Source organism: Faecalibacterium sp. An121, assembly GCF_002160915.1.
Lineage (GTDB): Bacteria > Bacillota > Clostridia > Oscillospirales > Ruminococcaceae > Faecalibacterium > Faecalibacterium avium.
In genome coordinates this window covers 137954-159850 of the sequence record NZ_NFLM01000003.1, presented here as the reverse complement: position 1 = coordinate 159850, position 21897 = coordinate 137954, and the positions used below count along the sequence as shown (strand labels likewise).

Genomic DNA, 21897 nt, shown 5'->3' with positions numbered 1-21897 from the left:
AGAGTCCAATGGAATATGCGGCAGGGGCGCGCAGCCCCAGTATTTTGAAAAACGGCCCCCATGGGCCGATCTTTACCAATCACGAGCTGCTGCGGCTGATCGGCCCGCTGCTGGTGGAGCAGCTGCTGGCCACCACCGTGGGCATGGCGGACACCATGATGGTGTCGCGCTGCGGCGAGGCGGCCATCTCGGGCGTCAGCCTGGTGGACATGATCAACAACCTTGTCATCAACCTGCTGGCGGCGCTGGCCACCGGAGGCGCGGTGGTGGTCAGCCAGTACCTGGGGGCGCTGCGCAAAAAGGAGACCGACAAGAGCGCCGGCCAGCTGATCCTGCTCAGCCTGCTGCTGGGCCTGGGTCTGGGGCTGTTCTGCTTTGCGCTGGCCCGGCCCATGCTGCGGCTGTTCTACGGCACCATCGAAGCGGACGTGCTGGACGCCGGGGTGCGCTATTTGCAGGTGACCGCCCTCAGCTATCCCTTCCTGGCGCTGTACAACGCCGGGGCGGCCATCTTCCGCAGCATGGGCAACTCCAAGATCTCGATGCAGGTCAGCCTGCTGATGAACATCGTCAACATCATCGGCAACGCGGTGTGCATCTTCGGTCTGGGCATGTATGTGGAGGGCGTGGCCTGGCCCACCGTCATCAGCCGTGCGCTGGCCGCCGTGCTGATCCTGGCCGCCTGCGGCCGCAAGACCAACACCGTCCAGGCCCGCATCACCTTCCGGCTGGACGGGGCGCTGGCCCGGCGCATTCTGGGCATCGGCATCCCCTCCGCCTTTGAGAACAGCCTGTTCCAGGCGGGGCGCATCCTGGTGGTGAGCATGATCTCCCTGTTCGGCACGGTGCAGATCGCCGCCAACGCGGTGGCCAACAACCTGGACGGCATGGGCTGCATCCCGGGGCAGGCCATCAGCCTGGCCATGATCACGGTGGTGGGCCGGTGCATCGGCGCCCGGGAGGAAGAACAGGCCACCGCCTACGCCAAAAAGCTGCTCAAGTGGACGTATATCACCATGGGCCTGTTCAATGGGGCCATTCTGCTGCTGGTAGGGCCTCTGGTGGGCATCTATGCGCTGTCGGGCGAGACCATGGATCTGGCCATCCTGCTGGTGCGCATCCACTGCGGCTGCGGCATCCTGCTGTGGCCCATCGCGTTCGTGCTGCCCAACGCCCTGCGGGCCAGCAACGACGTCAAGTTCACCATGACCGTATCGGTGCTGAGCATGGCGGTGTGGCGGATCGGTTTCAGCTACCTGCTGGGCGTCCAGATGGGCTACGGCGCCGTGGGCGTCTGGATCGCCATGGTGGTGGACTGGGTCTGCCGCTCCATCTGCTTTGTGTGGCGGTTCACCAGCGGGGTGTGGAAGACCAAATACACCGAATGAGATGCAAGGAAGGAAAACTGCCGCTATGAAGCTAGTCAGCTGGAATGTCAACGGCCTGCGGGCCTGCCTGTCCCACGGCTTTGCCGAGAGCTTTGCCGCCCTGGATGCAGACGTGTTCTGTTTGCAGGAGACCAAGATGCAGCCCGGCCAGGCCGATTTCCACCCCGAGGGGTACGAGGAGTATTTCTGTTCGGCCCAGCGCAAGGGGTATTCGGGCACGGCCTGCTACTGCCGTGTCAAGCCGCTGCAGGTGACCATGGGGGTGGGCCGGCCCGAGCACGACCAGGAGGGCCGGGTGATCACCCTCGAATATCCCGGGTTCTATCTGGTCAACTGCTACACCCCCAACAGCCAGGAGGAGCTGAAACGGCTGGATTACCGGATGGAGTGGGAGGCGATGTTCCGGCAGTACCTGCTGGACCTGGACGTCCAAAAGCCAGTGATCCTGTGCGGGGACCTGAACGTGGCCCACCAGGAGATCGACATCAAGAACCCCGCCTCCAACCGCCGCAGCGCCGGCTTCACCGACGAGGAGCGGGAGGCCATGACCCGGCTGCTGGATGCGGGCTTTGCGGACAGCTTCCGGATGCTGCACCCCGACGAGGTCAAGTACAGCTGGTGGAGCTACCGCTTCCGTGCGCGGGCGCGGAACGCCGGCTGGCGCATCGATTATTTTTTAGTTTCCCGGCGGATCGCAGACCGGGTGCAGGCGGCCGGGATCCACAATGAGATCCTGGGCTCCGACCACTGCCCCGTGGAACTTGTGATCGACCTGTAAAAGAAGAAGGGAGCGTATCGATTATGGAAGAACATCAATCCGCGGCGGCCAAAGCTGCCGCGTCGGTGGACCAAAGGCTGGGCACGGCGCCGCTGGTGCCGCTGATCTTCAGTCTGGCCCTGCCCACCGCCCTGGCACAGCTGGTGAATATGCTGTACAACATCGTGGACCGCATCTATGTGGGCCACATCCCCGGCACGGGCAGTCTGGCTCTGGCCGGCCTGGGCGTCACCTACCCCATCATCGTGCTGATCACCGCATTCTCCAACCTGATCGGCATGGGCGGCGCGCCCCGGGCCTCGGTGGCCATGGGCCGCGGAGACTACAAGACCGCCGAAAAGATCCTGGGCAACTGCATCACCCTGCTGGTGGTCCTGTCGGTCCTGCTCAGCGTGGTGTTCACCATCTTTGGCGAGCCCATCCTGATGGCCTTCGGCGCCAGTGAGAACACCCTGCCCTATGCCATGTCCTACCTGCGCATCTACCTGCTGGGTACCCTCTTCGTGCAGTTCACCCTGGGCATGACCCCCTTTATCACCAACCAGGGCTTTGCCAAGACCAGCATGGCCACCACCTGCATCGGCGCCATCAGCAACATCATCCTGGACCCCGTGTTCATCTTCGGGTTCAACATGGGGGTGCAGGGCGCGGCCATCGCCACCATCCTCAGCCAGGCCATCAGCGCCGTGTGGGTGCTGGCCTTTTTCACCGGCAAGCGCAGCGTCCTGCGGATCCGCAAGGCAAACCTCGCCCCCGACGGCAAGACCCTGGCCCTTGTGCTGTCCCTGGGCGTCTCGCCCTTCCTGATGACCGCCACCGAGTGCGTCATCCAGCTGGCCTTCAACACCGGCGCGGCCACCTACGGCGGCGACAGCGCCGTGGCCATCATGAGCATCCTGTTCTCGGTGGCCCAGATCGCCAACCTGCCGGTGCAGGGCTTCTGTCAGGGCGCACAGCCGGTGGTGGGCTTCAACTTCGGCGCCCAGAAGCTGGCCCGGGTGCGGCAGGCCTTCAAGATCATGCTGGCCGTCTCGATGGGGGTCACTACGGTGGTGGTGGGCGCCGTCGAGATCGCGCCCCAGCTGTTCCTGGGCCTGTTCTCCAGCGACGCCGAGCTGATCGCCCTGGGCACCGCGCCGCTGCGCATCTACATGCTTGGCTACTTCTTCATGGGCGCGCAGCTGGCCTGCCAGCAGACCTTCCTGGGCCTGGGCGAGGCAAAGATCAGCATGTTCATCGCCCTGCTGCGCAAGGTGATCCTGCTTTTGCCCCTGTCGCTGGTCATCCCGCGGGTGTTCGGCGCTCTGGGCCTGAGCCAGCTGCTGGGCCTGTATCTGGCCGAACCCATCAGCGACATCGTGTCGGCTTCCACCTGCACCATCCTGTTCTTTGTCATCGAGTGGAAAAAGCTGAAGGACAGTCCCCGGACGGCGCAGTAAGATTGCACCTAGCATTGGGCTGCAAAATGTGTTAGAATGGGTATGCTAAGGCGGGGCGGCCGTCCCAGACGGCGGCCCCGCCTTGCTGCGTTTTGACAGACTTTGAAGGAAAGGAAAATGATACTATGGATCAGATACTGGACCAGAAGATAGATGCCTTCCTGGAGGCCAACAAGGAACAGATGCTCAAGGACATCGGGGCTTTGGTCGCCATCAACAGTGTGGAGGCCGCTCCCGCCGAGGGCGCGCCCTTCGGCCCGGGTGCCCGGGCTGCCCTGGACAAGACCCTGGAGCTGGCCGGCCGGCTGGGCCTGGACACCCACAACTGCGAAGGCTACATCGGTTATGCCGAGCTGCCCGGCCGGGAAGCCGGCAAGTATCTGGCCACCATCTGCCATGTGGACGTGGTGCCGGCCGGCGAAGGCTGGTCCGGGGACCCCTTTGCCATGCGCCGGCAGGACGGATGGATCCTGGGCCGGGGCGTGCTGGATGACAAGGGCCCCATGGTCGCCACCCTGTACACCCTCAAGTGCCTCAAGGAGCTGGGGGTGCCGCTGCGCTACCCCATCCGCGCCCTGGCCGGCACCAACGAGGAGACCGGGATGGAGGACGTGGAATACTATCTGGCCCACAACCCGGCCCCGGTATTCTGCTTCACCCCCGACGCCGAGTTCCCCGTCTGCAACGGCGAGAAGGGCCACTTCCACGGCAAGCTGGTCAGCCCGGTGTGCCATGGCAAGATCCTGGCCTTTGAGGGCGGCGTGGCCAACAACGCCGTCCCCGACCGGGCCAGCGCCCTGGTGCAGGCCGACATGGCGGGGCTGAAAAACGCCCCCAACATCACCCTGGAACCCGAGAACGGCTGCGTCCGCGTGCGCGGCTGGGGCAAGTCGGGCCACGCAGCCAGCCCCGAGGGCACCGTGAACGCCATCGGCCTGGTGGCGGATTATCTGCTGGCCAACGGCCTGTGCAACGAGGCCGAGCGCAGCTATCTGGAGGTTTTGCACAAGCTGCACAGCTCCACCGCCGGCGAGGGCCTGGGCATTGCCACCTCCGACGGTCCCTTCGGTCCCCTGACCATCATTGGCGGGCGGATGTATATGCAGGAGGGCCGCATGGTGCAGACCATGGACAGCCGCTACCCCACCTCCACCAACGGAGACGTCCTTGCAGCCGCCATCCGGGCCGCCATCGGAACCGGCGCCTCCCTGGAGGACGTGGACGCCGCCGACCCCTTCTATATCGAGGCGGACACCCCTGCCATCCGGGCCTGCATCGACACCTACAACGAGGTGACCGGCAAAAACGAGAAGCCCTTCACCATGGGCGGCGGCACCTATGCCCGCCACTTCCCCTATGCGGTCAGTTTCGGTCCCGAGAGCCGCGACATGGTCCTGCCCAGCTTTGGCGGCCCCATGCACGGTGCCAATGAGTCCGCCCCGGTGGACGCCCTGCTGCAGTCGGTCAAGATCTATGTGCTGGCCCTGCTGCGTCTGGAGGAGATCGATTTCTGAGGAATCTTATAGAGTGGAAAAGAGGCGGGACCCCAAAGGGTCCCGCCTCCTTATGTTCGAAAAAGTATGCATGGCAAGACCCTTTCCCTGATGGGCGCATTGGTGGAGTCGGGCGGAAAAGTCTATGTGGAGACAAGCCTCTCCTGTGCATGATGATGCAAGTGGAAGTACATCTTTTGGACTACCTGGCCCTGCGGGCAGGCTGCACATACTTGAGCGACCTGCACCGGCCGAGGCCGCCAAAGCCGCCCTGCTGGACTGGCTGGCCCAGCCGCCCACAAACTGAACACCCCACCGGAAAAGCCCCGGGCTTGAAGGCTCCTTTGAAAGGAACCCACAGCCCGGGGCTTTTTCTCTTTGTCAGCTGCGATCAGTCGTCCCAATCGTCGTCGTAGCGGTCATCCCAGTCATCGTCGTACCGATCGTCCCAGTCGTCGTCGTAACGATCGTCCCAGTCGTCGTCGTAACGATCGTCCCAGTCGCGGCGCTCCCGCTCGGCCTTCAGCACCTTGCCGGAGGAAGCACCGATCTCGTACTCGTACTTGACGTCGCCCACCAGGATATCCAGCTCGTACTTGCCGTCGTCGTAGTCCCGCTCGATGACTTTCAGGTCGCTCACATCGCAGCCCAGGTGATCGGCGGCGATCTTGACAGCGGTGTCATAGTCCACGGAGGCAGCCGAAGCAGGCAGAGAGTTGCATGCGGTCAGGGCGGTCAGAGCCAGGGCGGCGGTGAGGGTCAGGATCTGCTTGCGGTTCATCTTCTTCATAGTAGTTGTCTCCTTTGATCGTTTGTGTGGGTGTGTTTGCTGCTTTGTTTATAGAATACGGCGGCGGGGGGCTGAAACCGGGGTCACGGGAAAAATTTTTTGGAAAAAATCATTCTCTCCCAAAAGTAGAAACGGCCTGTTGTCTGCGGCGAGCAGAGGACAGGCCCCTTTGTATTTCCATCAGGTGGACCGGGCGCTCCCTTTGCCCAGCGCCCCAAGGATCGAAAGCACATATACCACCTACGGTATATGCACCAGTGTTCTATCTAAATTTTTTCTTTAATAATCTTTAAATTTAGACAATAAGACACGCAGCGCAAGCCGTTTTTGTCATATATCACAAAAACAATCCACTATTTTTGGTATCTAGTAGGGATAAAACTTATTCGAATCTATTGACAAAGGATTGCAAGAGAAGTATACTTTAATCAAGTTAATAAATTCAATTAACTAATACAGGCTCGCAACTGGTTCGCGGCGTGGCAATGCAGTTTGGACGGTGGATGAGCCCCTCACGCACAGATCGTATCATCAGCCGGGCGCCCCTGCGGTACGGAGCGCCGGCCCGAAAAGCAAAAGGAGAATCATTATGGCCCAGATAATCATGCGTGAAAACGTCCCAAAATTCGGTTGGAAGGATAAGATCGGCTATGCCTTGGGCGACTTTGGCTGCAACCTTTCCTTCGTGATGCAGAGCTCGTTCTTCATGGTGTACTATGTCACCTGCCTTGGCATCAACCCGGCCCACTATGGTTTGTTAATCCTTTTAACCAAAATTTGGGACGGCGTCAACGATCCCCTGGTAGGCTCCCTGACCGATAAGCTGCGCCCCAAAAACGGCAAGGATAAGTTCAAACCCTGGATCTTCTTTGGCAGTTTCCTGCTGGCAGGCGTCACCATGCTGATGTTCATGCCTCTGCACAACGCATCTTATGCCATCCGCCTGCTGGCCTGCGTTGTCTCTTACGTCATGTGGGATATGTGCTACACCATCGTCAACGTCCCCTACGGCACCATGTCTTCGGTCATGACCACCAATGAGCTGGAGCGCGCCGACCTGTCCAAGTGGCGTGCAGCCGGCAGCCTGCTGGGCAACGTGCCCGCCGGCGTCATCCTGCCCCTGTTCCTCTACAACCAGGTCACCGGCGACCCCATCCAGAGCCGCTTCCTGTGGACCGCCGTGGTCATGGGCCTGATGACCTGGGTCTGTCTGCAGGCCACCATCAAACTGTGCACCGAGCGTATCATCCATGTGGAGGAGCCCGCCGAGAAAAAACAGGAGCAGCCCCACTTCTTCCGCACCTTCCTCAACTGCATGCAGAGCCGTCCCATGGTCGGCCTGATCATTGCCAGCGTCGCACTGCTGATGTTCATGCAGTCCAACAACTCCACCAACCAGTATGTGTTCATGCTGTACTACAATGACACCAACTGGATCAGCGTGGCCATGCTGATGAACTATGTGGCCCAGATCGCCATGATGATCCTCATCCGGCCCCTGCTGAAGAAGTTTGACCGCAAGGCGCTGTGCTCGATCCCCTTCATCGCCATCATCGGCATCACCGTTTTCATGATCGTCACCCCCATGTCCAGCCCCATCAGCTGGGTCATCTGCCAGTTCCTGATCGGTATGCTGCAGGGCTCCTTCGTCACCCTGGTCTGGGCCCTCATCTCTGACTGCATCGATTACATGGAAGCTTCCACCGGCCGCCGCGAGGAAGGCTCCGTCTACTCCTGCGTTACCCTGTTCCGCAAGATCGGCAGCGGCGTCGGCAGCGCTTTGCTGGGCGTCGCCCTGACTTGGACAGGCTACAACGAGACTCTGGACGTCGCCAGCCAGGCCGCCAACGTCGGCGTCAATGTGAAGAACCTGGCCGCCGCCTATCCCCTCATCGGCGCTATCCTGATCTTTGTCTCCATGGGCCTGATCTACACGCTGGACAATAAGAAAATGGAAGAGGTCGAAAAGAAGCTGGGCCGCAGCACCAGCTTTGAGGCCAACATCCAGAGCAGCCACGACGACTGAGATTTACCCTGAAACCTTCTATCAGTTCCTCTATTACCAGATCCCTTGTGTTCAAAGCAGACTGTCAAAGATCCCGGCCGTATGCATATGGCGTCCGGCCGGGGCACCGACAGGAAAATTTGGCGCAGAACGTGTGCAAGGCCTCCAGGCCGAGCGCATGGCTCTGCGCCAAATTTTTTCACAGCCAGCCTCCGCCGCTCCCGTATCCACCCGCCCCGTTTTTGTCAAAACCATCCAAAACAAATGCTCCTGCGCATCATAACGACAATATGCACAAAATCCGTTTTAATTAATTAGACAATTTAATTATTGACAATCGACTGCATCCGTTCTATTATAATGTATAGAAGGGGCGCCTTAAAAGGCGTCGATTCCCCGCAGCAGACGCGATTGCCACGCCGCAGCTGTTGAATAATCAAATCTTTGAATCAATGGACAAGGAGAGTTGTTATGAAATACTTTCTGGATAGTGCCAAGCTGGATGAGATCCAGCTGGCATACAAGACCTTCGGCATCGACGGCGTCACCACCAATCCCCGTCATATCATGCTCAGCGGCAAACCTTTCCTGACCGCCATCACCGACATCGCCAACTGGATCAAGGCAGAGGGCCTGGAAGGCTATGAGAAGTTCCCCGTCTCGGTGGAGATCAACCCCCATCTGGATGACACGCAGGCGATGATCGACGCAGCCCACAAGGTGGCCGCCATCAGCCCCAACTTCGTCATCAAGATCCCCTGCACCGAGGCCGGCGTCCCCGCCGCCCGTATGCTGGAAAAAGAGGGCATCCGCACCAACGTGACTCTGGTGTTCAGCCCCGCGCAGGCCATCCTGCCCGCCAAGAACGGCTCCCTGTTCGTCTCCCCCTTCATCGGCTGGAAGGAAGCCAACGGCGAGGACTGCCGCCAGTACATCCAGGATATCGTGACCATCTACAAGAATTACGGCTACTACGGCAACACCCAGATCATCTGCGCTGCCATCCGCACCCCCAAGCAGATCGCTGATTGTGCCGTCGCCGGCGCCGACATCGTCACCACCGGCCTGGCCGTCTATCAGGACTGCATGAAGCACGCCTACACCACCCAGGGCATCGGCACCTTCTGCAACGCCTGGGACAACACTGTTACCGAGTGACAGCCCGCTGCAACAGGACAAAAAGGAGAATGCGCTATGAAAATCGGTTTTATCGGCCTGGGCATCATGGGCGAGTCCATGTGCGAGAATATCGTCAAAAAGCATGACGACACGGTCTACTGCTTCGACTTCCTGCCTGCCAAGGTGAAGCTGCTGGCATCCAAGGGCGCCGTCGCCTGCCAGAACTCGGTGGAGCTGGCCCAGAAGTCGGACGTCATCATCTCGATGGTGCCCAAGTCGGAGCATTCCATGAGCGTCTATAAAGAGATCCTGCCTGTGCTCGGCCCCGGCAAGACCTGCATCGATATGTCCACCATCGACCCCAGCGTCTCGGTGCAGATCAGCGAGATGGTCAAGGCCACAGGCGCACAGTTCATGGACGCTCCCGTGGTCAAAAGCAAGCCGGCCGCCATCGCCGGCACCCTGGGCATCTACATGGGCGGCGACGAGGCCACCTGTGAGGCCATGCGCCCCATCCTGGCCTATATGGGTGAGAACATCATCCGGATGGGCGGCAACGGCAAAGGCCTGGTGATGAAGATCTGCCACAACGCCCTGGCCACCCAGATCCAGAACGGCGTCAACGAGACCTTGTCCCTGGCACAGCTCCAGGGCATCTCGGTGGCCGACTACGCCACCGCTATCTCCTACGGCGGCGCCCAGAATTTCTATCTGGACGGCCAGTGGCAGAAGCTGCAGGACGAGGATTATTCCACCGCCTTCTCGATGGCCAACGCCGCCAAGGATGTGGGCATCTGCATGAACCTGGCGAAAGAGTGCGGCTTTGCGATGCCCGGCCAGGCCAACGTCCAGAAGGTCTATGAAAAAGGCATGGACAGCGGTATGGGCTCGGAGGACTGGCGCGCCACCTTCAAGATCGTGCGCGGTCACTGAGGGAGGCTCCCCATGCTGGAACGTCTGAACCAAGTCAACGATGTGCCTGTGCTGAACGTGAACGACCCTGCCTTTGCCCCCTATGGCCGGGTGATCCAGGGGTACGACTTCAGCGGTATGATCGAGTATATGGAGAAGGAGACCCGCATCCCCGAAAGCGGCAACATCTATGTTGCCAGCGTGCCGGAGATGGAGTCCATGCCGTCAGCCGCCCAGGTACAGGCGACCTTCTACGGCGATATGCCCATCGAGGTGGGCTACTGCAATGGCCGCAACACCACCTGGAACGGCTTTGAGTACCACAAGGGCAGTGAGATCAACGTAGCGGTCACCGATTTCATGCTGATCCTGGGCCATGTGTGGCAGATCGAGGCAGGCGGCACCTATCGCTTTGAAAACGCCAAAGTATTCTATGTACCCAGAGGCACTGCCTTCGAGATGTACCAGACCACCCTGCACCTGTCCCCCTGCCGGGTCTGCGACGAGGGCTTCAAGGGGATCGTGATCCTGCCCCGGGGCACCAACACCCCCCTGGACAGCCGCACCCCCAACGACGACCCCGAAAGCCGGCTCCTGCTGCAGCGCAACAAGTGGGTGATCGCTCATCCCGAACGGGAGCCCCTGATCCGTCAGGGCGCCCACGCCGGACTGCTGGGAGAAAATAAAGAGCTGCATTACTGATCCGACCCACCGACGTGGGTCCCCCCATATGGAGGTGTCTGCTTTGGAAATCATCGTAAGAGAACAGGAGTTCATCCTGAAAAACGGGACTGACCTGCTGCTGCACACGGATGCAAAGACTCCCATGGTCTATGTAGGCTGCGGCGAGGAGAATGTCCAAATGTACCGCGGCAACTTCAAGATCGATGACTATGTGGTGGAACGCCGCCCCCTGACTCTGACCGCCGCCAGAAAGACGGAGGCCGGCGCCGAGCTGGACCTGGAAGGGGTGCTGACCATCCAGGTGACGGAACAGGACGGCGCAGTCACCCTCACCCCTGTCTGCCGCGACGGCAGCATCAACCGCTTCTGGCTGCGGGTCCAGGCGGACGCGGCCGAGCACGTCTACGGCTGCGGCGAGCAGATGAGCTATTTTGACCTTCGCGGCCGCCACTTCCCCCTGTGGACCAGTGAGCCGGGCGTGGGCCGGGACAAAACCACCTATGTCACCTGGCGCAGCGACGTGGAGAACGGCGGCGCCGGCGGCGACTATTACCACACCAACTATCCCCAGCCCACCTATGTCAGCAGCCGCCACTACTACCTGCATATGCAGAGCACCGCTTACAGCGACTTCGACTTCCGCCATGACAGCTACCACGAACTGCAGACCTGGTGTGTGCCCGACTTCATCCGCCTGGAAGCGGCGCCCACCTTCATCGGCCTGCTGGAAAAGCTGACCGCCTTCCTGGGCCGCCAGCCTGAGCTGCCCGACTGGATCTACAACGGCCTCATCATCGGCGCCCAGGGCGGCAACGAGCGCAGCTTCGGCATCGTGGACAAGAGCCTGGCCAAGGGCATCAAGGTGGCCGGCGTCTGGTGCCAGGACTGGTGCGGCAAGCGGGTGACCAGCTTTGGCAAGCGGCTGCAGTGGGACTGGCATTTCCACAAGGAGATGTATCCCGATCTGCCCCGGCACATCGAGGAGCTGCATAAGCGCGGGATCAAGTTCCTGGGCTACATCAACCCCTATCTGGTCAACGACGGCGCCCTGTATGAAGAAGGCAAGCGCCTGGGCGTCTTTGCCAAAAAGAGCGACGGTTCGGATTACCTGGTGGACTTCGGTGAGTTCTACTGCGGCGTGGTGGATTTCACAGATCCCAAGGCATACCAGTGGTTCAAAGACGAGGTCATCAAAAAGTATTCCATCGACATCGGCATCGACGGCTGGATGGCCGACTTCGGCGAGTACCTGCCCACCGACGATCTGGTGCTGGCCAACGGCGTCAGCCCCATGATCGAGCACAACCGCTGGCCGGTGCGCTGGGCGCAGTGCAACTACGACGCCGTCAAGGAAAGCGGCAAGCTGGGCCAGGTAGTCTACTTCATGCGGGCCGGCGGCATCGGCAGCCAGAAATACTGCACCCTGCTGTGGGCCGGCGACCAGAGCGTGGACTTTACCCGCCACGACGGCCTGTGCACCGTGATCTGTGCCGCCCTCAGCGCCGGCATGACCGGCTGCGGCCTCAATCACTGTGACATCGGCGGCTATACCTCCCTGTTTGACAACTGCCGCACCAAGGAAGTCTTTCTGCGCTGGGCCGAGATGGCTGCATTCATGCCGGTGATGCGCACCCATGAGGGCAACCGTCCCGACACCAACTTCCAGTATTACGACGACGAGGACTGCATGGAGCACCTGGCACGCCTGGTGGATGTATACACCATGCTGGCCCCCTACACCAAGGCGCTGGTGGCCGAGAACGCAGCCAAGGGCACCCCTGTGCAGCGGCCTCTGTTCCTCCACTACGAGGAGGACGCCGAGAGCTATACCGAGCAGTTTGAGTACCTGTACGGCTCCGAGCTGCTGGTGGCCCCTGTCTGGCAGGCCGACAAGGCCGACTGGGAAGTGTACCTGCCCAGCGACGGCTGGGTCCATCTGTGGACCGGCGCCGAGTACGGCCACGGCCGCCATACCGTCCCCGCACCCCTGGGCGATCCTCCTGTGTTCTACCGGAAGGATTCTGCCTGGAGCGAGCTGTTTGAAGGGATCCGTGCCAAATACGGGAACTAAAACATGAACCAGATCCTCTTTTTCACCGTCATCCTGCTGACCAACATCATCCAGGGCATCACGGGCTTTGCCGGCACCATCCTGGCCATGCCTCCCAGCCTGATGCTGGTGGGCTATGACATCGCCAAGCCCATCCTCAACGTGCTGGCCATCTTTTCCGGCGTCTATGTTTTTGCAGGCAACTACAAAAAGGTCGATTGGAAAGAGCTGGCCCGCATCGTCCTCATCATGGCGGTGGGCATCTTTGCCGCCGTCTTTATCCGGGGCCTGTTTGCCAGCCAGGAACAGCTCATGTACAAGCTGCTGGGCGTCTTTGTGCTGGTGCTGTCGGTGCAGGGCTTTTACAAACTGACCTGCAAACCAAGCCAGTCGGAGCCGGCTCCGGCCCAAAAGGCTGCCGACCCGGCATCCTACGGGCTGCTGGCCCTGGCCGGCGTCATCCACGGCCTGTTTGTCAGCGGCGGGCCTCTCCTCATCAGTTACCTGACCCGCCGCATCCGGGATAAAGTCTCCTTCCGTGCCACCATCTCGACGGTATGGATCTTTTTGAACACCATCATCCTGATCGAGGACATCCAGGCGGGGCTGTGGACACCCGGCACCATCCGCACCGGCCTCTGCTCACTGCCCTTCCTGTTTGCAGGCATGTTCATCGGCAGCAGGCTCTATGCCCGGATGAGCCAGCTTCTGTTTATGAAGCTGACCTATATTCTGTTATTCATCTCCGGCCTTTCCCTTCTGGTCAAATAAAGGCCGGACCATCAAAGGAGTGAATCATCGTGGCTTTTCAAGTCGCCTATGTTCCCATCGGAGTCGGCACCTTCCATCTGGAAAGCGCCCAGGAGCAGTTTGACCGTTCGGTCGCCATGCTCAAAGAGCTGTGCGGCAGCTGTGTTTTCCCCGATAAGATGCTGCTGACGGTGGATGACCTGTGCGCCTACCTGGATACCATCCACCCGGATCTGATCATCCTGCAGAATATCACCTTTGCCAACGCAGCGTACGCCGGCGAGGTGCTCAAGCGCTTTGACTGTCCCATCCTGCTGTGGACCCTGCGCGAACCCGTCATCGACGGCACCCGCCTGCGCCTGAACAGCCTGACCGGGGCCTATTCGGCAGGCAATGCCATCACCGCGTTCCGCGGCCCGGGCCAGTTCGAATATGTTTTCGGCGCTCCCGGCGAGGCGGACGTTGTCGCCGAAGTGCGCGCCGCCATCTGTGCAGCCCAGGTCAAGTCCGACCTGCGCCGCCTGAAGATGCTCTCCATCGGGCACACACCCCAGGGCTTCGGCTTTGGGCGCGCGCTGGACGCCGAGATGATGCACACCTTTGGGGTGACCCTCGACTCCATCGAAGCCCGGGAGCTGATCGACAAGGCCAAAGCCTACACCAGCGAGGAGGTCGCCGCCGAGCTGGAAGAAGCCCGCCGCACCATCGTTGGTCTGGACACCATGCCCGAAAAGAATGTGATGGATTTCGCCCGCCTGTACAAGGCCTACAAGACCTATGTGGGCGACAACCAGATCGGCGCCATTTGCTCCCGCTGCTGGCCCGATTTCTTCACCGCCTTCGGCACCCCGGTATGCAGCGTGCTGTCTCTGCTGAATGCCAACGGCATCTCTGCCAGCTGCGAGTCGGACGCCTATGGCGCCCTGTCCATGTTCATCGGCAGCCGCCTGACCGGCTCTGCCTGCTTCTTTGGCGACCCCGTCTCGATGGATGAGAAAGAGAACACCATCACCTACTGGCACTGCGGCATGGCGGCCTGCAGCCTGGCCCGCCGCGATACCGGCGCTCAGGTGGGCGTCCATCCCAACCGCAAGATCGGCCCCGTCATGGATTTCGGTTGTGAAGCCGCCGAGCACGTGACCATCTTCCGCGTGGGGCGCAAGCCGGACGGCAGCTTCCGCTTCTTCATCGCGGAGGGCGCCGCCCTGGACAAGCCCAAACAGTTCAACGGCACGTCCATCGTGGTCAGGACCAGCCATGACGCCAGGAGCATCGTCTGCGACAGCGTCAAGGGCGGCTGGGAGCCCCACTTCGTAGTGGCCTACGGCGCCGTGGCCGGCGAGCTGGAAAAACTGGGCCATATGCTGGGCGTTGAGGTCTGTAAATTCTGATCCTGCTTCCTACCAAAGTAATTTTTTTACCAGCTGTTCTTGCCAATTCCATCAGGCTTTAGTATACTTTATATGTCAATTAATTATTGTACTTAAACTAATTCACATATAAAGCGAAAATCCCGCTTCCCAAGCAAGCGGGAGCACACTGGAAGAGGTCAAACAGTCATGGGATATACCGGCATCAACATGGAAAATGTAAAGAGCAGAAACCAAAGCTCGATCTTGAAGCTGCTCAACGACGCGGGGCCGATGTCCCGCAAGGACATCGCGGCTCATCTGGGCCTTACGCCAGCCAGTGTCACCACCCTGTGCTCTGACCTGCTGGCCGAGGGGATGCTCTACGAAGTAGGTGAGATCCAGGAGAGCAACCGCGTCGGCAGACGCAAGGTCCTGCTGGACATCAACTACCAATACCGCTATGTGTTATCTATCTGCATCGAAACTCCGGTGACCAGCCTTTCGATCTGCGATTTGCACGGAGAGCACTGCACGATCCGGCAACTCAGGACCGACACAAGCGCGGCGCCGGCCCAGTTCCTGAAAGAAATTGCCGACACCGGCAAGGTCCTGATGTGGGAGGCGGGCATCCGCCGGGATCAGCTGCTGGGGGCGGGCATATCGGTGCCCGGCCCGGTGGACTACCAGGCAGGGGTCAGCCTGCACGCATACCGCATCTGGGATCAGCCTGTGCAGGTGGTGGACTGCCTGGCCCGCCATCTGGAATGCCCCGTCCTCCTTGAGAACAACGTCAAAGCCTTTGCCCAGGCCGAACTCCTGTACGGGATGGGCAAGCAGCACAGCAACCTCGTTTTTCTCAAGTGGGGACCCGGGGTCGGTTCGGCCATCATCACCGACAGCCGTATCTACCAGAGCAAATGCTTCAAAAATGCCGAGATCGGCCATGTGCGGGTGGACGCCAACGGCGCGCTGTGTCACTGCGGCCGCCATGGGTGCCTGGAGACGCGGGTCTCCAGCCATCCATTGGTCAAGCGGCTGCAGCAGGCGTGCAGCCCCGACGCTACCCCCATCCTGTGGCAGGCTGTGGAAGGCGACCCCCAGCGGATCACCGTCCATGACCTGCCCGGCCTGGCCGAGCTGGACGATCCCGGTATGTGGAGCGTGCTGGACGAGGAGATCGAGACCCTTGCCAACGTCACCGGCGCCATCCTGACCATGCTGGCGCCCGACCGTCTGATCGTCTACGGCAATATGTTCGACGTGCCCCACTTCTTCGAGCATTTCCGTGCCGCGTGCAAACGCTATGACCCGGCATACAACGAGGAATACGTGGTGCGGTCCGAACTGGCCAACCAGATCGACCACATCGGCCCGCTGGCCATCGTCGCGAGCGAGTTGTTCTATCAGGAATAAGGCAAAATATCCCATTGGATCAGTGCAGAACGAACCACGCTTTCGGCGGAGCTTTCTCCCCCTGGCTTTTCGTTCTGCATTTTTTTCGGGCAGGGCCACCTGTCCCAGGCGAAAGATAAAGGAGGCTACATCGATGTCCTACATCATGGCACTGGATGCAGGCACCACATCCAACCGCTGCATCCTGTTCAATCAGGCGGGAGAGATGTGCAGCGTTGCACAGAAGGAATTCACCCAGTATTTCCCCCGGCCCGGGTGGGTGGAGCACGACGCCAACGAGATCTGGACCACCCAGCTGGGCGTAGCCCTGTCGGCCATGAACCAGATCGGGGCCAGCGCCGAGGACATTGCAGCCATCGGCATCACCAACCAGCGGGAGACCACCATCGTATGGGACCGCGACACCGGCGAACCGGTCTGCCACGCCATCGTCTGGCAGTGCCGGCGCACCAGCGCCTACTGCGACGAGCTGAAGGCCCGCGGCCTGACCGAGAAGTTCCGTCAAAAGACCGGCCTTGTGATCGACGCTTATTTTTCGGCCACCAAGCTGAAATGGATCCTGGACCATGTGCCAAACGCGCGGCAGAAGGCCGAAGCGGGACAGCTGCTGTTCGGGACGGTGGAGACCTGGCTGATCTGGAAATTGACCTGCGGCAAGGTCCACGTCACCGACTATTCCAACGCCAGCCGTACCATGCTGTTCAACATCCACACGCTGGACTGGGATGACGAGATCCTCCAGGAGCTGGACATCCCCCGGTGTATGCTGCCCCAGCCCATGCCCTCCAGCTGCTTTTATGAGTACGCCGACCCCATGCATTTCGGCGGCGAGATCAAGATCGCGGGGGCGGCCGGAGACCAGCAGGCGGCTTTGTTCGGACAGACCTGCTTTGCCCCCGGCGAGGCCAAAAATACCTTTGGCACCGGCGGCTTCATGCTGATGAACACCGGGGAGAAGCCGGTATTTTCCCGCAACGGCCTGGTGACCACCATCGCCTGGGGTCTGGACGGCCGGGTCAACTATGCGCTGGAAGGTTCCATCTTTGTGGCCGGGGCCGCCATCCAGTGGCTGCGGGATGAACTGCGGCTGCTGGAGGAGGCCAAGGACTCCGAGTACATGGCCAACAAGGTCAAGGACACCAACGGCTGCTATGTGGTGCCCGCCTTTACCGGCCTGGGCGCGCCCCACTGGGACCAGTACGCCCGGGGCGCCATCGTGGGCCTGACCCGCGGGTGCAACAAATACCACATCATCCGGGCCACCCTGGACAGCCTGTGCTACCAGGTCAACGACGTGCTGCGCGCCATGGAGGCGGATTCCGGCATCCAGATGCGCAGCCTGCGGGTGGACGGCGGCGCTTCCGCCAACAACTACCTGCTGCAGACCATGGCCGACATCAGCAATGTGCCGGTCAAGCGGCCCAAGTGCCTCGAGACCACCGCCCTGGGCGCCGCCTATCTGGCGGGCCTGGCCGTGGGCTACTGGAAATCCACCGGGGAAGTGGCCCGCAACTGGTCGGTGGACTGCACCTACCGGCCTTCCATCACCGAAGAAGAACGGGCCAAACGGCTGCGCGGCTGGAACAAAGCCGTCCGCTGCGCCTATCACTGGGCCCTCGACGAGGAATGAGCGCAGCCGCCCCCATGTAACAAGAAAGAGAGAGATGGATCTATGACAGATGTAATCATCATCGGCGCCGGCGTGTCCGGCTGCGCCAGTGCGCGGGAACTCGCCCGTTACAAGGCCGATATCCTGGTGCTGGAAAAAGAAGAGGACGTCTGCTGCGGCACCAGCAAAGCCAACAGCGCCATTGTCCATGCCGGCTTTGACGCGGCCCACGGCACCCTGATGGCCAGGCTGAATGTGGAGGGCAGCAAGCGGATGCCCGCCCTGGCCAGGGAACTGGACTTTGCCTATGACCCCTGCGGCAGCCTGGTGGTCTGTTTGCAGGAGGAGGACCTGCCCAAACTGCAGCAGCTGTATGAGAACGGTACCGCCAACGGCGTCGAAGGGCTGCGGATCATCCGGCGGGACGAGCTGAAAGCCATGGAGCCCAACATCTCGGACGACGCCATCGCCGCCCTGTGGGCCCCCACCGGCGCCATCGTCTGTCCCTTCGGGATGACCTACGCTTTCGCCGAGAACGCCGCCAAAAACGGCGTCCGGTTCCAGTTCGACACCGCCGTCCAAAAGGTCTATCCCATCCAGGGCGGCTGGCGTGTCGAGACCGACCGCGGCAGCTGCGACGCGCGGCTGGTGGTCAATGCCGCCGGCGTCTATGCCGACGTGCTGCACAACATGGCCGCGCCGGCCCAGCCCATGCAGATCATCGCCCGCCGGGGCGACTACTTCCTGCTGGACCATGCCGCCGGGGACCATGTCCGCCACACCGTTTTCCAGCTGCCCGGCAAGTACGGCAAGGGGGTCCTGGTCACCCCCACCGTCCACGGCAACCTGCTGATCGGCCCCACCGCCATCGACGTGGAGGACAAAGAGGCCACCGCCACCACGGCTGCGGGCCTGGACGAGATCCGCGCCAAGGCCGGCCTGGCGGTCAAGGATCTGCCCATGCGCCAGACCATCACCAGCTTTGCGGGCCTGCGCGCCCACGAGCCCCGGCACGATTTCTTCATCGGCGAGATCGCCCCCGGCTTTGTGGACTGCGCCGCCATCGAGTCCCCCGGCCTGTCCAGTGCGCCGGCCATCGGCGCCATGGTGGCAGACATTGCGGCCGGCAGCCTGCACCTGGAGAAAAAGACCGACTTCGACCCCACCCGCAAGGGCATCCTCGATCCCAAGACCCTTTCCCTGGAAGAGCGCGCCGACCTGATCCGCCGCCAGCCCGCTTACGGCCAGATCATCTGCCGCTGTGAGAGCATCACCGAGGGGGAGATCATCGACGCCATCCACCGGGTGCCCGGCGCCCGCAGCCTGGACGGCGTCAAGCGGCGCACCCGCGCCGGCATGGGCCGCTGCCAGGCCGGCTTCTGCAGCCCCCGCGTCATGGAGATCCTTGCACGGGAGCTGGGACTGCCGCTTTGTGAGATCACCAAGTCCGGCGGCAGCTCAAAGATCATCGTCGGCACCAACAAGGACGCGCTGTAAGGGGGAAATACCATGAAAAACGTAGATCTTGTTATCATCGGCGGCGGCCCCGCCGGGTTGGCGGCCGCTGTGGAGGCCCGCAGGCACGGCGTGGAGGACCTGCTGATCCTGGAGCGGGACAACGAGCTGGGCGGCATCCTCAACCAGTGCATCCACAACGGCTTTGGGCTGCACACCTTCAAGGAAGAACTCACCGGTCCCGAATACGCCGCCCGCTTTATCGCGATGGCCAAAGAGCTGGAGATCCCCTACAAACTCAACACCATGGTGCTGGACCTGGCGGCCGACAAGACCGTCACCGCCATGAACCGCGAGGACGGGCTGTTCCAGCTCCATCCCAAGGCGGTCGTCCTGGCGATGGGCTGCCGTGAGCGGCCCCGGGGCGCCTTGAACATCCCCGGCTACCGGCCCGCCGGCATCTTCACCGCCGGCACCGCCCAGCGCCTGGTCAATATGGAGGGCTATCTGCCCGGCCGCAAGGTGGTCATCCTGGGCTCGGGCGACATCGGCCTGATCATGGCCCGCCGGATGACCCTGGAAGGGGCGCAGGTGCAGGTGGTGGCCGAGCTGATGCCCTACTCCGGCGGCCTGAAGCGCAACATCGTCCAGTGCCTGGACGACTACGGCATCCCCCTCAAGCTGAGCCATACCGTGGTGGACATCCAGGGCAAAGAGCGGGTGGAGGGCATCACCCTGGCCCAGGTGGAAAACGGCAAGCCCATCCCCGGCACCGAGGAGCACTACGACTGCGACACCCTGCTGCTGTCCTGCGGCCTTCTGCCCGAGAACGAGCTGAGCCGCGCCGCCGGGGTCCAGCTCAACCCGGTGACGGGCGGCCCCGTCGTCAATGAGAGCCTGGAGACCAGCATCCCCGGCGTCTTTGCGGCAGGCAACGTACTGCACGTCCACGACCTGGTAGACTACGTCTCGGAGGAGGCCGGCGCCGCCGGCGCCCAGGCCGCCGCCTACATCCAAAACGACGGCCGGGAGCAGCAGGCCGTCGTGCTGCCCGTCCGGGGGGAGAACGGCGTCCGCTACACCGTGCCCACCGCCGTCCGCCCCGCCTGCGTGGGCGATAAGCTGACCCTCCGCTTCCGGGTGGGGGCCGTGTACAAAAACAAAAAGATCGCCGTCTATCTGGGCGACACCTGTATTTTCACCCGCCGCCGGCCGGTCCTGGCCCCCGGCGAGATGGAGACCGTCCAGCTCAAGGGCGAGCTGCTGCGGCAAAATCCCGCCGCCGGCTGCATCACCGTGACCTTGGAGGAGGCATAAACGATGGAAAAGAAAGAACTGATCTGCATCGGCTGCCCGATGGGCTGCCCCCTGACGGTGGAGATGGAAGGGGGCGCCGTCCTCCAGGTGAAGGGCAACACCTGTCCCCGGGGCGACGCCTATGGCCGCAAGGAGGTCACCAACCCCACCCGCATCGTGACCAGCACGGTGCGTGTGACAGGCGGCACCCTCCCCATGGTCTCCTGCAAGACCCGCACCGACGTGCCCAAGGGCAAGATCTTCGACGTGGCCCGCGCCCTCAAGGACGTCACCGTCCGCGCGCCGGTCTGCATCGGCCAGGTGCTGGCTGAAAACGTGGCCGGCACAGGGGTGGACGTCATCGCCACCAAAAACGTGGGTGTGAGAAACTGAGGTATGAGCAGCGAAATCGGCATCGTTTTCAACGTACAGCGGTACACCATCCACGACGGGCCCGGCCTGCGCACCGAGTTGTTCCTCAAGGGCTGTCCTCTGCGCTGCCGGTGGTGCAGCAACCCGGAAGGGCTGCTGCGCCAGCCCCAGGTGGGCGTTTACCGCACTAAATGCATCGGCCGCCGGGCCTGCGGCAGCTGCGTGGAAGCCTGCCCCCAGGGGGACATCTTTCATTTCACGGTGGGCAAGTTGGCCGGCATCGACCGCACCCGCTGCACCGACTGCCTGCAATGCCTGGATGCCTGCCCTTCCGATGCCCTCAAACTGTGGGGGCGCGCCATGACGGTGGAGGAATGCATGGAGGTCATCCGGCGGGACAGGGGCTATTACGAACGGTCGGGAGGCGGCGTGACCGTATCCGGCGGCGATCCCCTGGTGCAGAGCGACTTTGTGGCCGCCCTGTTTGCCGCCTGCCGGGCCGAGGGGTTCCACACCTGCTGCGAATCCACCCTCTGCTTTGGCTGGGAGCAGATCGAAAAGGTCCTTCCATTCACCGATCTGATCATCTCCGACCTCAAAATGATGGACAGCGCGCTGCACCGGGAGTACACCGGCGTGGACAACGGCCTGATCCTGCAAAATTTGCAGCGGCTGGCCCAGCTGGACCGCGAACTGATCCTGCGCATCCCGGTGATCCCCGGCGTCAACGACAGCCGCGCCAACATAGAGGCTTCGGCCGACTTTATCCTGACTCGGATGGGCGGGCGGGTGCGCACTTTGCAGCTGCTCAGCTTTATGCGCCTGGGAGAGGAAAAATACCGCTCTCTCGGGATGCCCTACCAGATGTCCGACCTGCGGCTGAACCGCCGGGCCTTCCAGAAACAGGTGGCACAGATCGCAGCGTATTTCAACAGCCGGGGCATCAACTGCCTGGTGGGTACCCGGGAAAAAGAGTGAAACAACCACAGAGG

General features: G+C 61.8%; 18 protein-coding genes. 17 read left to right on the top strand and 1 reads right to left on the bottom strand.

The genetic code is table 11. The features are described 5' to 3' along the window. The first annotated feature begins 8 nt into the window (after positions 1 to 8). From B5E66_RS02835 to B5E66_RS02820, 4 genes are all read left to right on the top strand, one after another. Entirely contained in the window at positions 9 to 1388 is a 1380-nt protein-coding gene (locus B5E66_RS02835) for an MATE family efflux transporter (protein WP_087228465.1), read from the top strand. Between the two features lie 25 nt (positions 1389 to 1413). Further along, positions 1414 to 2166: an exodeoxyribonuclease III gene (locus tag B5E66_RS02830; RefSeq protein ID WP_087228464.1), complete on the top strand. Its 753-nt coding sequence runs from the start codon at positions 1414 to 1416 to the stop codon at positions 2164 to 2166. A gap of 23 nt (positions 2167 to 2189) precedes the next feature. Next, positions 2190 to 3605 carry an MATE family efflux transporter gene (locus tag B5E66_RS02825; protein ID WP_087228463.1) on the top strand — a complete coding sequence of 472 codons (1416 nt, stop codon included), beginning with the start codon at positions 2190 to 2192 and terminating at the stop codon, positions 3603 to 3605. Between the two features lie 125 nt (positions 3606 to 3730). Next, on the top strand, positions 3731 to 5119 hold the full coding sequence (locus B5E66_RS02820; RefSeq protein ID WP_087228462.1) for a Sapep family Mn(2+)-dependent dipeptidase: 1389 nt from the start codon (positions 3731 to 3733) through the stop codon (positions 5117 to 5119). A gap of 370 nt (positions 5120 to 5489) precedes the next feature. Here the strand turns inward: B5E66_RS02820 and B5E66_RS02815 are convergent, their stop codons facing one another. Then, entirely contained in the window at positions 5490 to 5888 is a 399-nt protein-coding gene (locus B5E66_RS02815; protein WP_087228461.1) for a PepSY domain-containing protein, read from the bottom strand. 589 nt (positions 5889 to 6477) lie between these two features. Here B5E66_RS02815 and B5E66_RS02810 point away from each other — a divergent pair. The 13 genes from B5E66_RS02810 (at position 6478) to hpfH (ending at position 21883) form a co-directional block, all read left to right on the top strand. Beyond that, positions 6478 to 7914: an MFS transporter gene (locus B5E66_RS02810; RefSeq protein ID WP_087228460.1), complete on the top strand. Its 1437-nt coding sequence runs from the start codon at positions 6478 to 6480 to the stop codon at positions 7912 to 7914. A 450-nt stretch (positions 7915 to 8364) separates the two neighbouring features. Further along, positions 8365 to 9051 carry a transaldolase family protein gene (locus B5E66_RS02805; RefSeq protein WP_087228459.1) on the top strand — a complete coding sequence of 229 codons (687 nt, stop codon included), beginning with the start codon at positions 8365 to 8367 and terminating at the stop codon, positions 9049 to 9051. 36 nt (positions 9052 to 9087) lie between these two features. Continuing rightward, a complete protein-coding gene (locus B5E66_RS02800; RefSeq protein ID WP_087228458.1) occupies positions 9088 to 9945 on the top strand; it encodes an NAD(P)-dependent oxidoreductase in 858 nt (285 codons plus the stop codon). Positions 9946 to 9957: 12 nt separating this feature from the next. Next, entirely contained in the window at positions 9958 to 10626 is a 669-nt protein-coding gene (locus tag B5E66_RS02795) for a DUF4867 family protein (protein WP_087228457.1), read from the top strand. Between the two features lie 43 nt (positions 10627 to 10669). Next, positions 10670 to 12679, top strand: a complete 2010-nt coding sequence (locus B5E66_RS02790) for an alpha-glucosidase (protein ID WP_255396622.1) — start codon at positions 10670 to 10672, stop codon at positions 12677 to 12679. Between the two features lie 3 nt (positions 12680 to 12682). Beyond that, a complete protein-coding gene (locus B5E66_RS02785) occupies positions 12683 to 13429 on the top strand; it encodes a sulfite exporter TauE/SafE family protein (protein ID WP_087228455.1) in 747 nt (248 codons plus the stop codon). Positions 13430 to 13458: 29 nt separating this feature from the next. Continuing rightward, positions 13459 to 14799 (top strand): fucose isomerase, encoded by a 1341-nt coding sequence (locus tag B5E66_RS02780; protein WP_087228454.1) that lies wholly within the window; start codon positions 13459 to 13461, stop codon positions 14797 to 14799. 168 nt (positions 14800 to 14967) lie between these two features. Continuing rightward, positions 14968 to 16173 (top strand): ROK family transcriptional regulator, encoded by a 1206-nt coding sequence (locus B5E66_RS02775; protein WP_087228453.1) that lies wholly within the window; start codon positions 14968 to 14970, stop codon positions 16171 to 16173. Positions 16174 to 16306: 133 nt separating this feature from the next. Then, a complete protein-coding gene (gene glpK, locus B5E66_RS02770) occupies positions 16307 to 17803 on the top strand; it encodes a glycerol kinase GlpK (protein ID WP_087228452.1) in 1497 nt (498 codons plus the stop codon). A gap of 42 nt (positions 17804 to 17845) precedes the next feature. After that, positions 17846 to 19279: an NAD(P)/FAD-dependent oxidoreductase gene (locus B5E66_RS02765; protein ID WP_087228451.1), complete on the top strand. Its 1434-nt coding sequence runs from the start codon at positions 17846 to 17848 to the stop codon at positions 19277 to 19279. A 12-nt stretch (positions 19280 to 19291) separates the two neighbouring features. Beyond that, a complete protein-coding gene (locus B5E66_RS02760) occupies positions 19292 to 20554 on the top strand; it encodes an NAD(P)/FAD-dependent oxidoreductase (RefSeq protein ID WP_087228450.1) in 1263 nt (420 codons plus the stop codon). A 3-nt stretch (positions 20555 to 20557) separates the two neighbouring features. Further along, entirely contained in the window at positions 20558 to 20926 is a 369-nt protein-coding gene (locus tag B5E66_RS02755; RefSeq protein WP_087228449.1) for a DUF1667 domain-containing protein, read from the top strand. A 3-nt stretch (positions 20927 to 20929) separates the two neighbouring features. Continuing rightward, on the top strand, positions 20930 to 21883 hold the full coding sequence (gene hpfH / locus B5E66_RS02750) for a (2S)-3-sulfopropanediol dehydratase activating enzyme (RefSeq protein ID WP_087228448.1): 954 nt from the start codon (positions 20930 to 20932) through the stop codon (positions 21881 to 21883). Positions 21884 to 21897 lie beyond the last annotated feature (14 nt).

Excerpts from the sequence above, each read along its gene's own strand:
- B5E66_RS02835 (WP_087228465.1), top strand. The coding sequence starts at position 9 with ATGGAATATGCGGCAGGGGCGCGCAGCCCCAGTATTTTGAAAAACGGC.
- B5E66_RS02830 (WP_087228464.1), top strand. The coding sequence starts at position 1,414 with ATGAAGCTAGTCAGCTGGAATGTCAACGGCCTGCGGGCCTGCCTGTCC.
- B5E66_RS02825 (WP_087228463.1), top strand. The coding sequence starts at position 2,190 with ATGGAAGAACATCAATCCGCGGCGGCCAAAGCTGCCGCGTCGGTGGAC.
- B5E66_RS02820 (WP_087228462.1), top strand. The coding sequence starts at position 3,731 with ATGGATCAGATACTGGACCAGAAGATAGATGCCTTCCTGGAGGCCAAC.
- B5E66_RS02815 (WP_087228461.1), bottom strand. The coding sequence starts at position 5,888 with ATGAAGAAGATGAACCGCAAGCAGATCCTGACCCTCACCGCCGCCCTG.
- B5E66_RS02810 (WP_087228460.1), top strand. The coding sequence starts at position 6,478 with ATGGCCCAGATAATCATGCGTGAAAACGTCCCAAAATTCGGTTGGAAG.
- B5E66_RS02805 (WP_087228459.1), top strand. The coding sequence starts at position 8,365 with ATGAAATACTTTCTGGATAGTGCCAAGCTGGATGAGATCCAGCTGGCA.
- B5E66_RS02800 (WP_087228458.1), top strand. The coding sequence starts at position 9,088 with ATGAAAATCGGTTTTATCGGCCTGGGCATCATGGGCGAGTCCATGTGC.
- B5E66_RS02795 (WP_087228457.1), top strand. The coding sequence starts at position 9,958 with ATGCTGGAACGTCTGAACCAAGTCAACGATGTGCCTGTGCTGAACGTG.
- B5E66_RS02785 (WP_087228455.1), top strand. The coding sequence starts at position 12,683 with ATGAACCAGATCCTCTTTTTCACCGTCATCCTGCTGACCAACATCATC.
- B5E66_RS02775 (WP_087228453.1), top strand. The coding sequence starts at position 14,968 with ATGGGATATACCGGCATCAACATGGAAAATGTAAAGAGCAGAAACCAA.
- glpK (WP_087228452.1), top strand. The coding sequence starts at position 16,307 with ATGTCCTACATCATGGCACTGGATGCAGGCACCACATCCAACCGCTGC.
- B5E66_RS02765 (WP_087228451.1), top strand. The coding sequence starts at position 17,846 with ATGACAGATGTAATCATCATCGGCGCCGGCGTGTCCGGCTGCGCCAGT.
- B5E66_RS02760 (WP_087228450.1), top strand. The coding sequence starts at position 19,292 with ATGAAAAACGTAGATCTTGTTATCATCGGCGGCGGCCCCGCCGGGTTG.
- B5E66_RS02755 (WP_087228449.1), top strand. The coding sequence starts at position 20,558 with ATGGAAAAGAAAGAACTGATCTGCATCGGCTGCCCGATGGGCTGCCCC.
- hpfH (WP_087228448.1), top strand. The coding sequence starts at position 20,930 with ATGAGCAGCGAAATCGGCATCGTTTTCAACGTACAGCGGTACACCATC.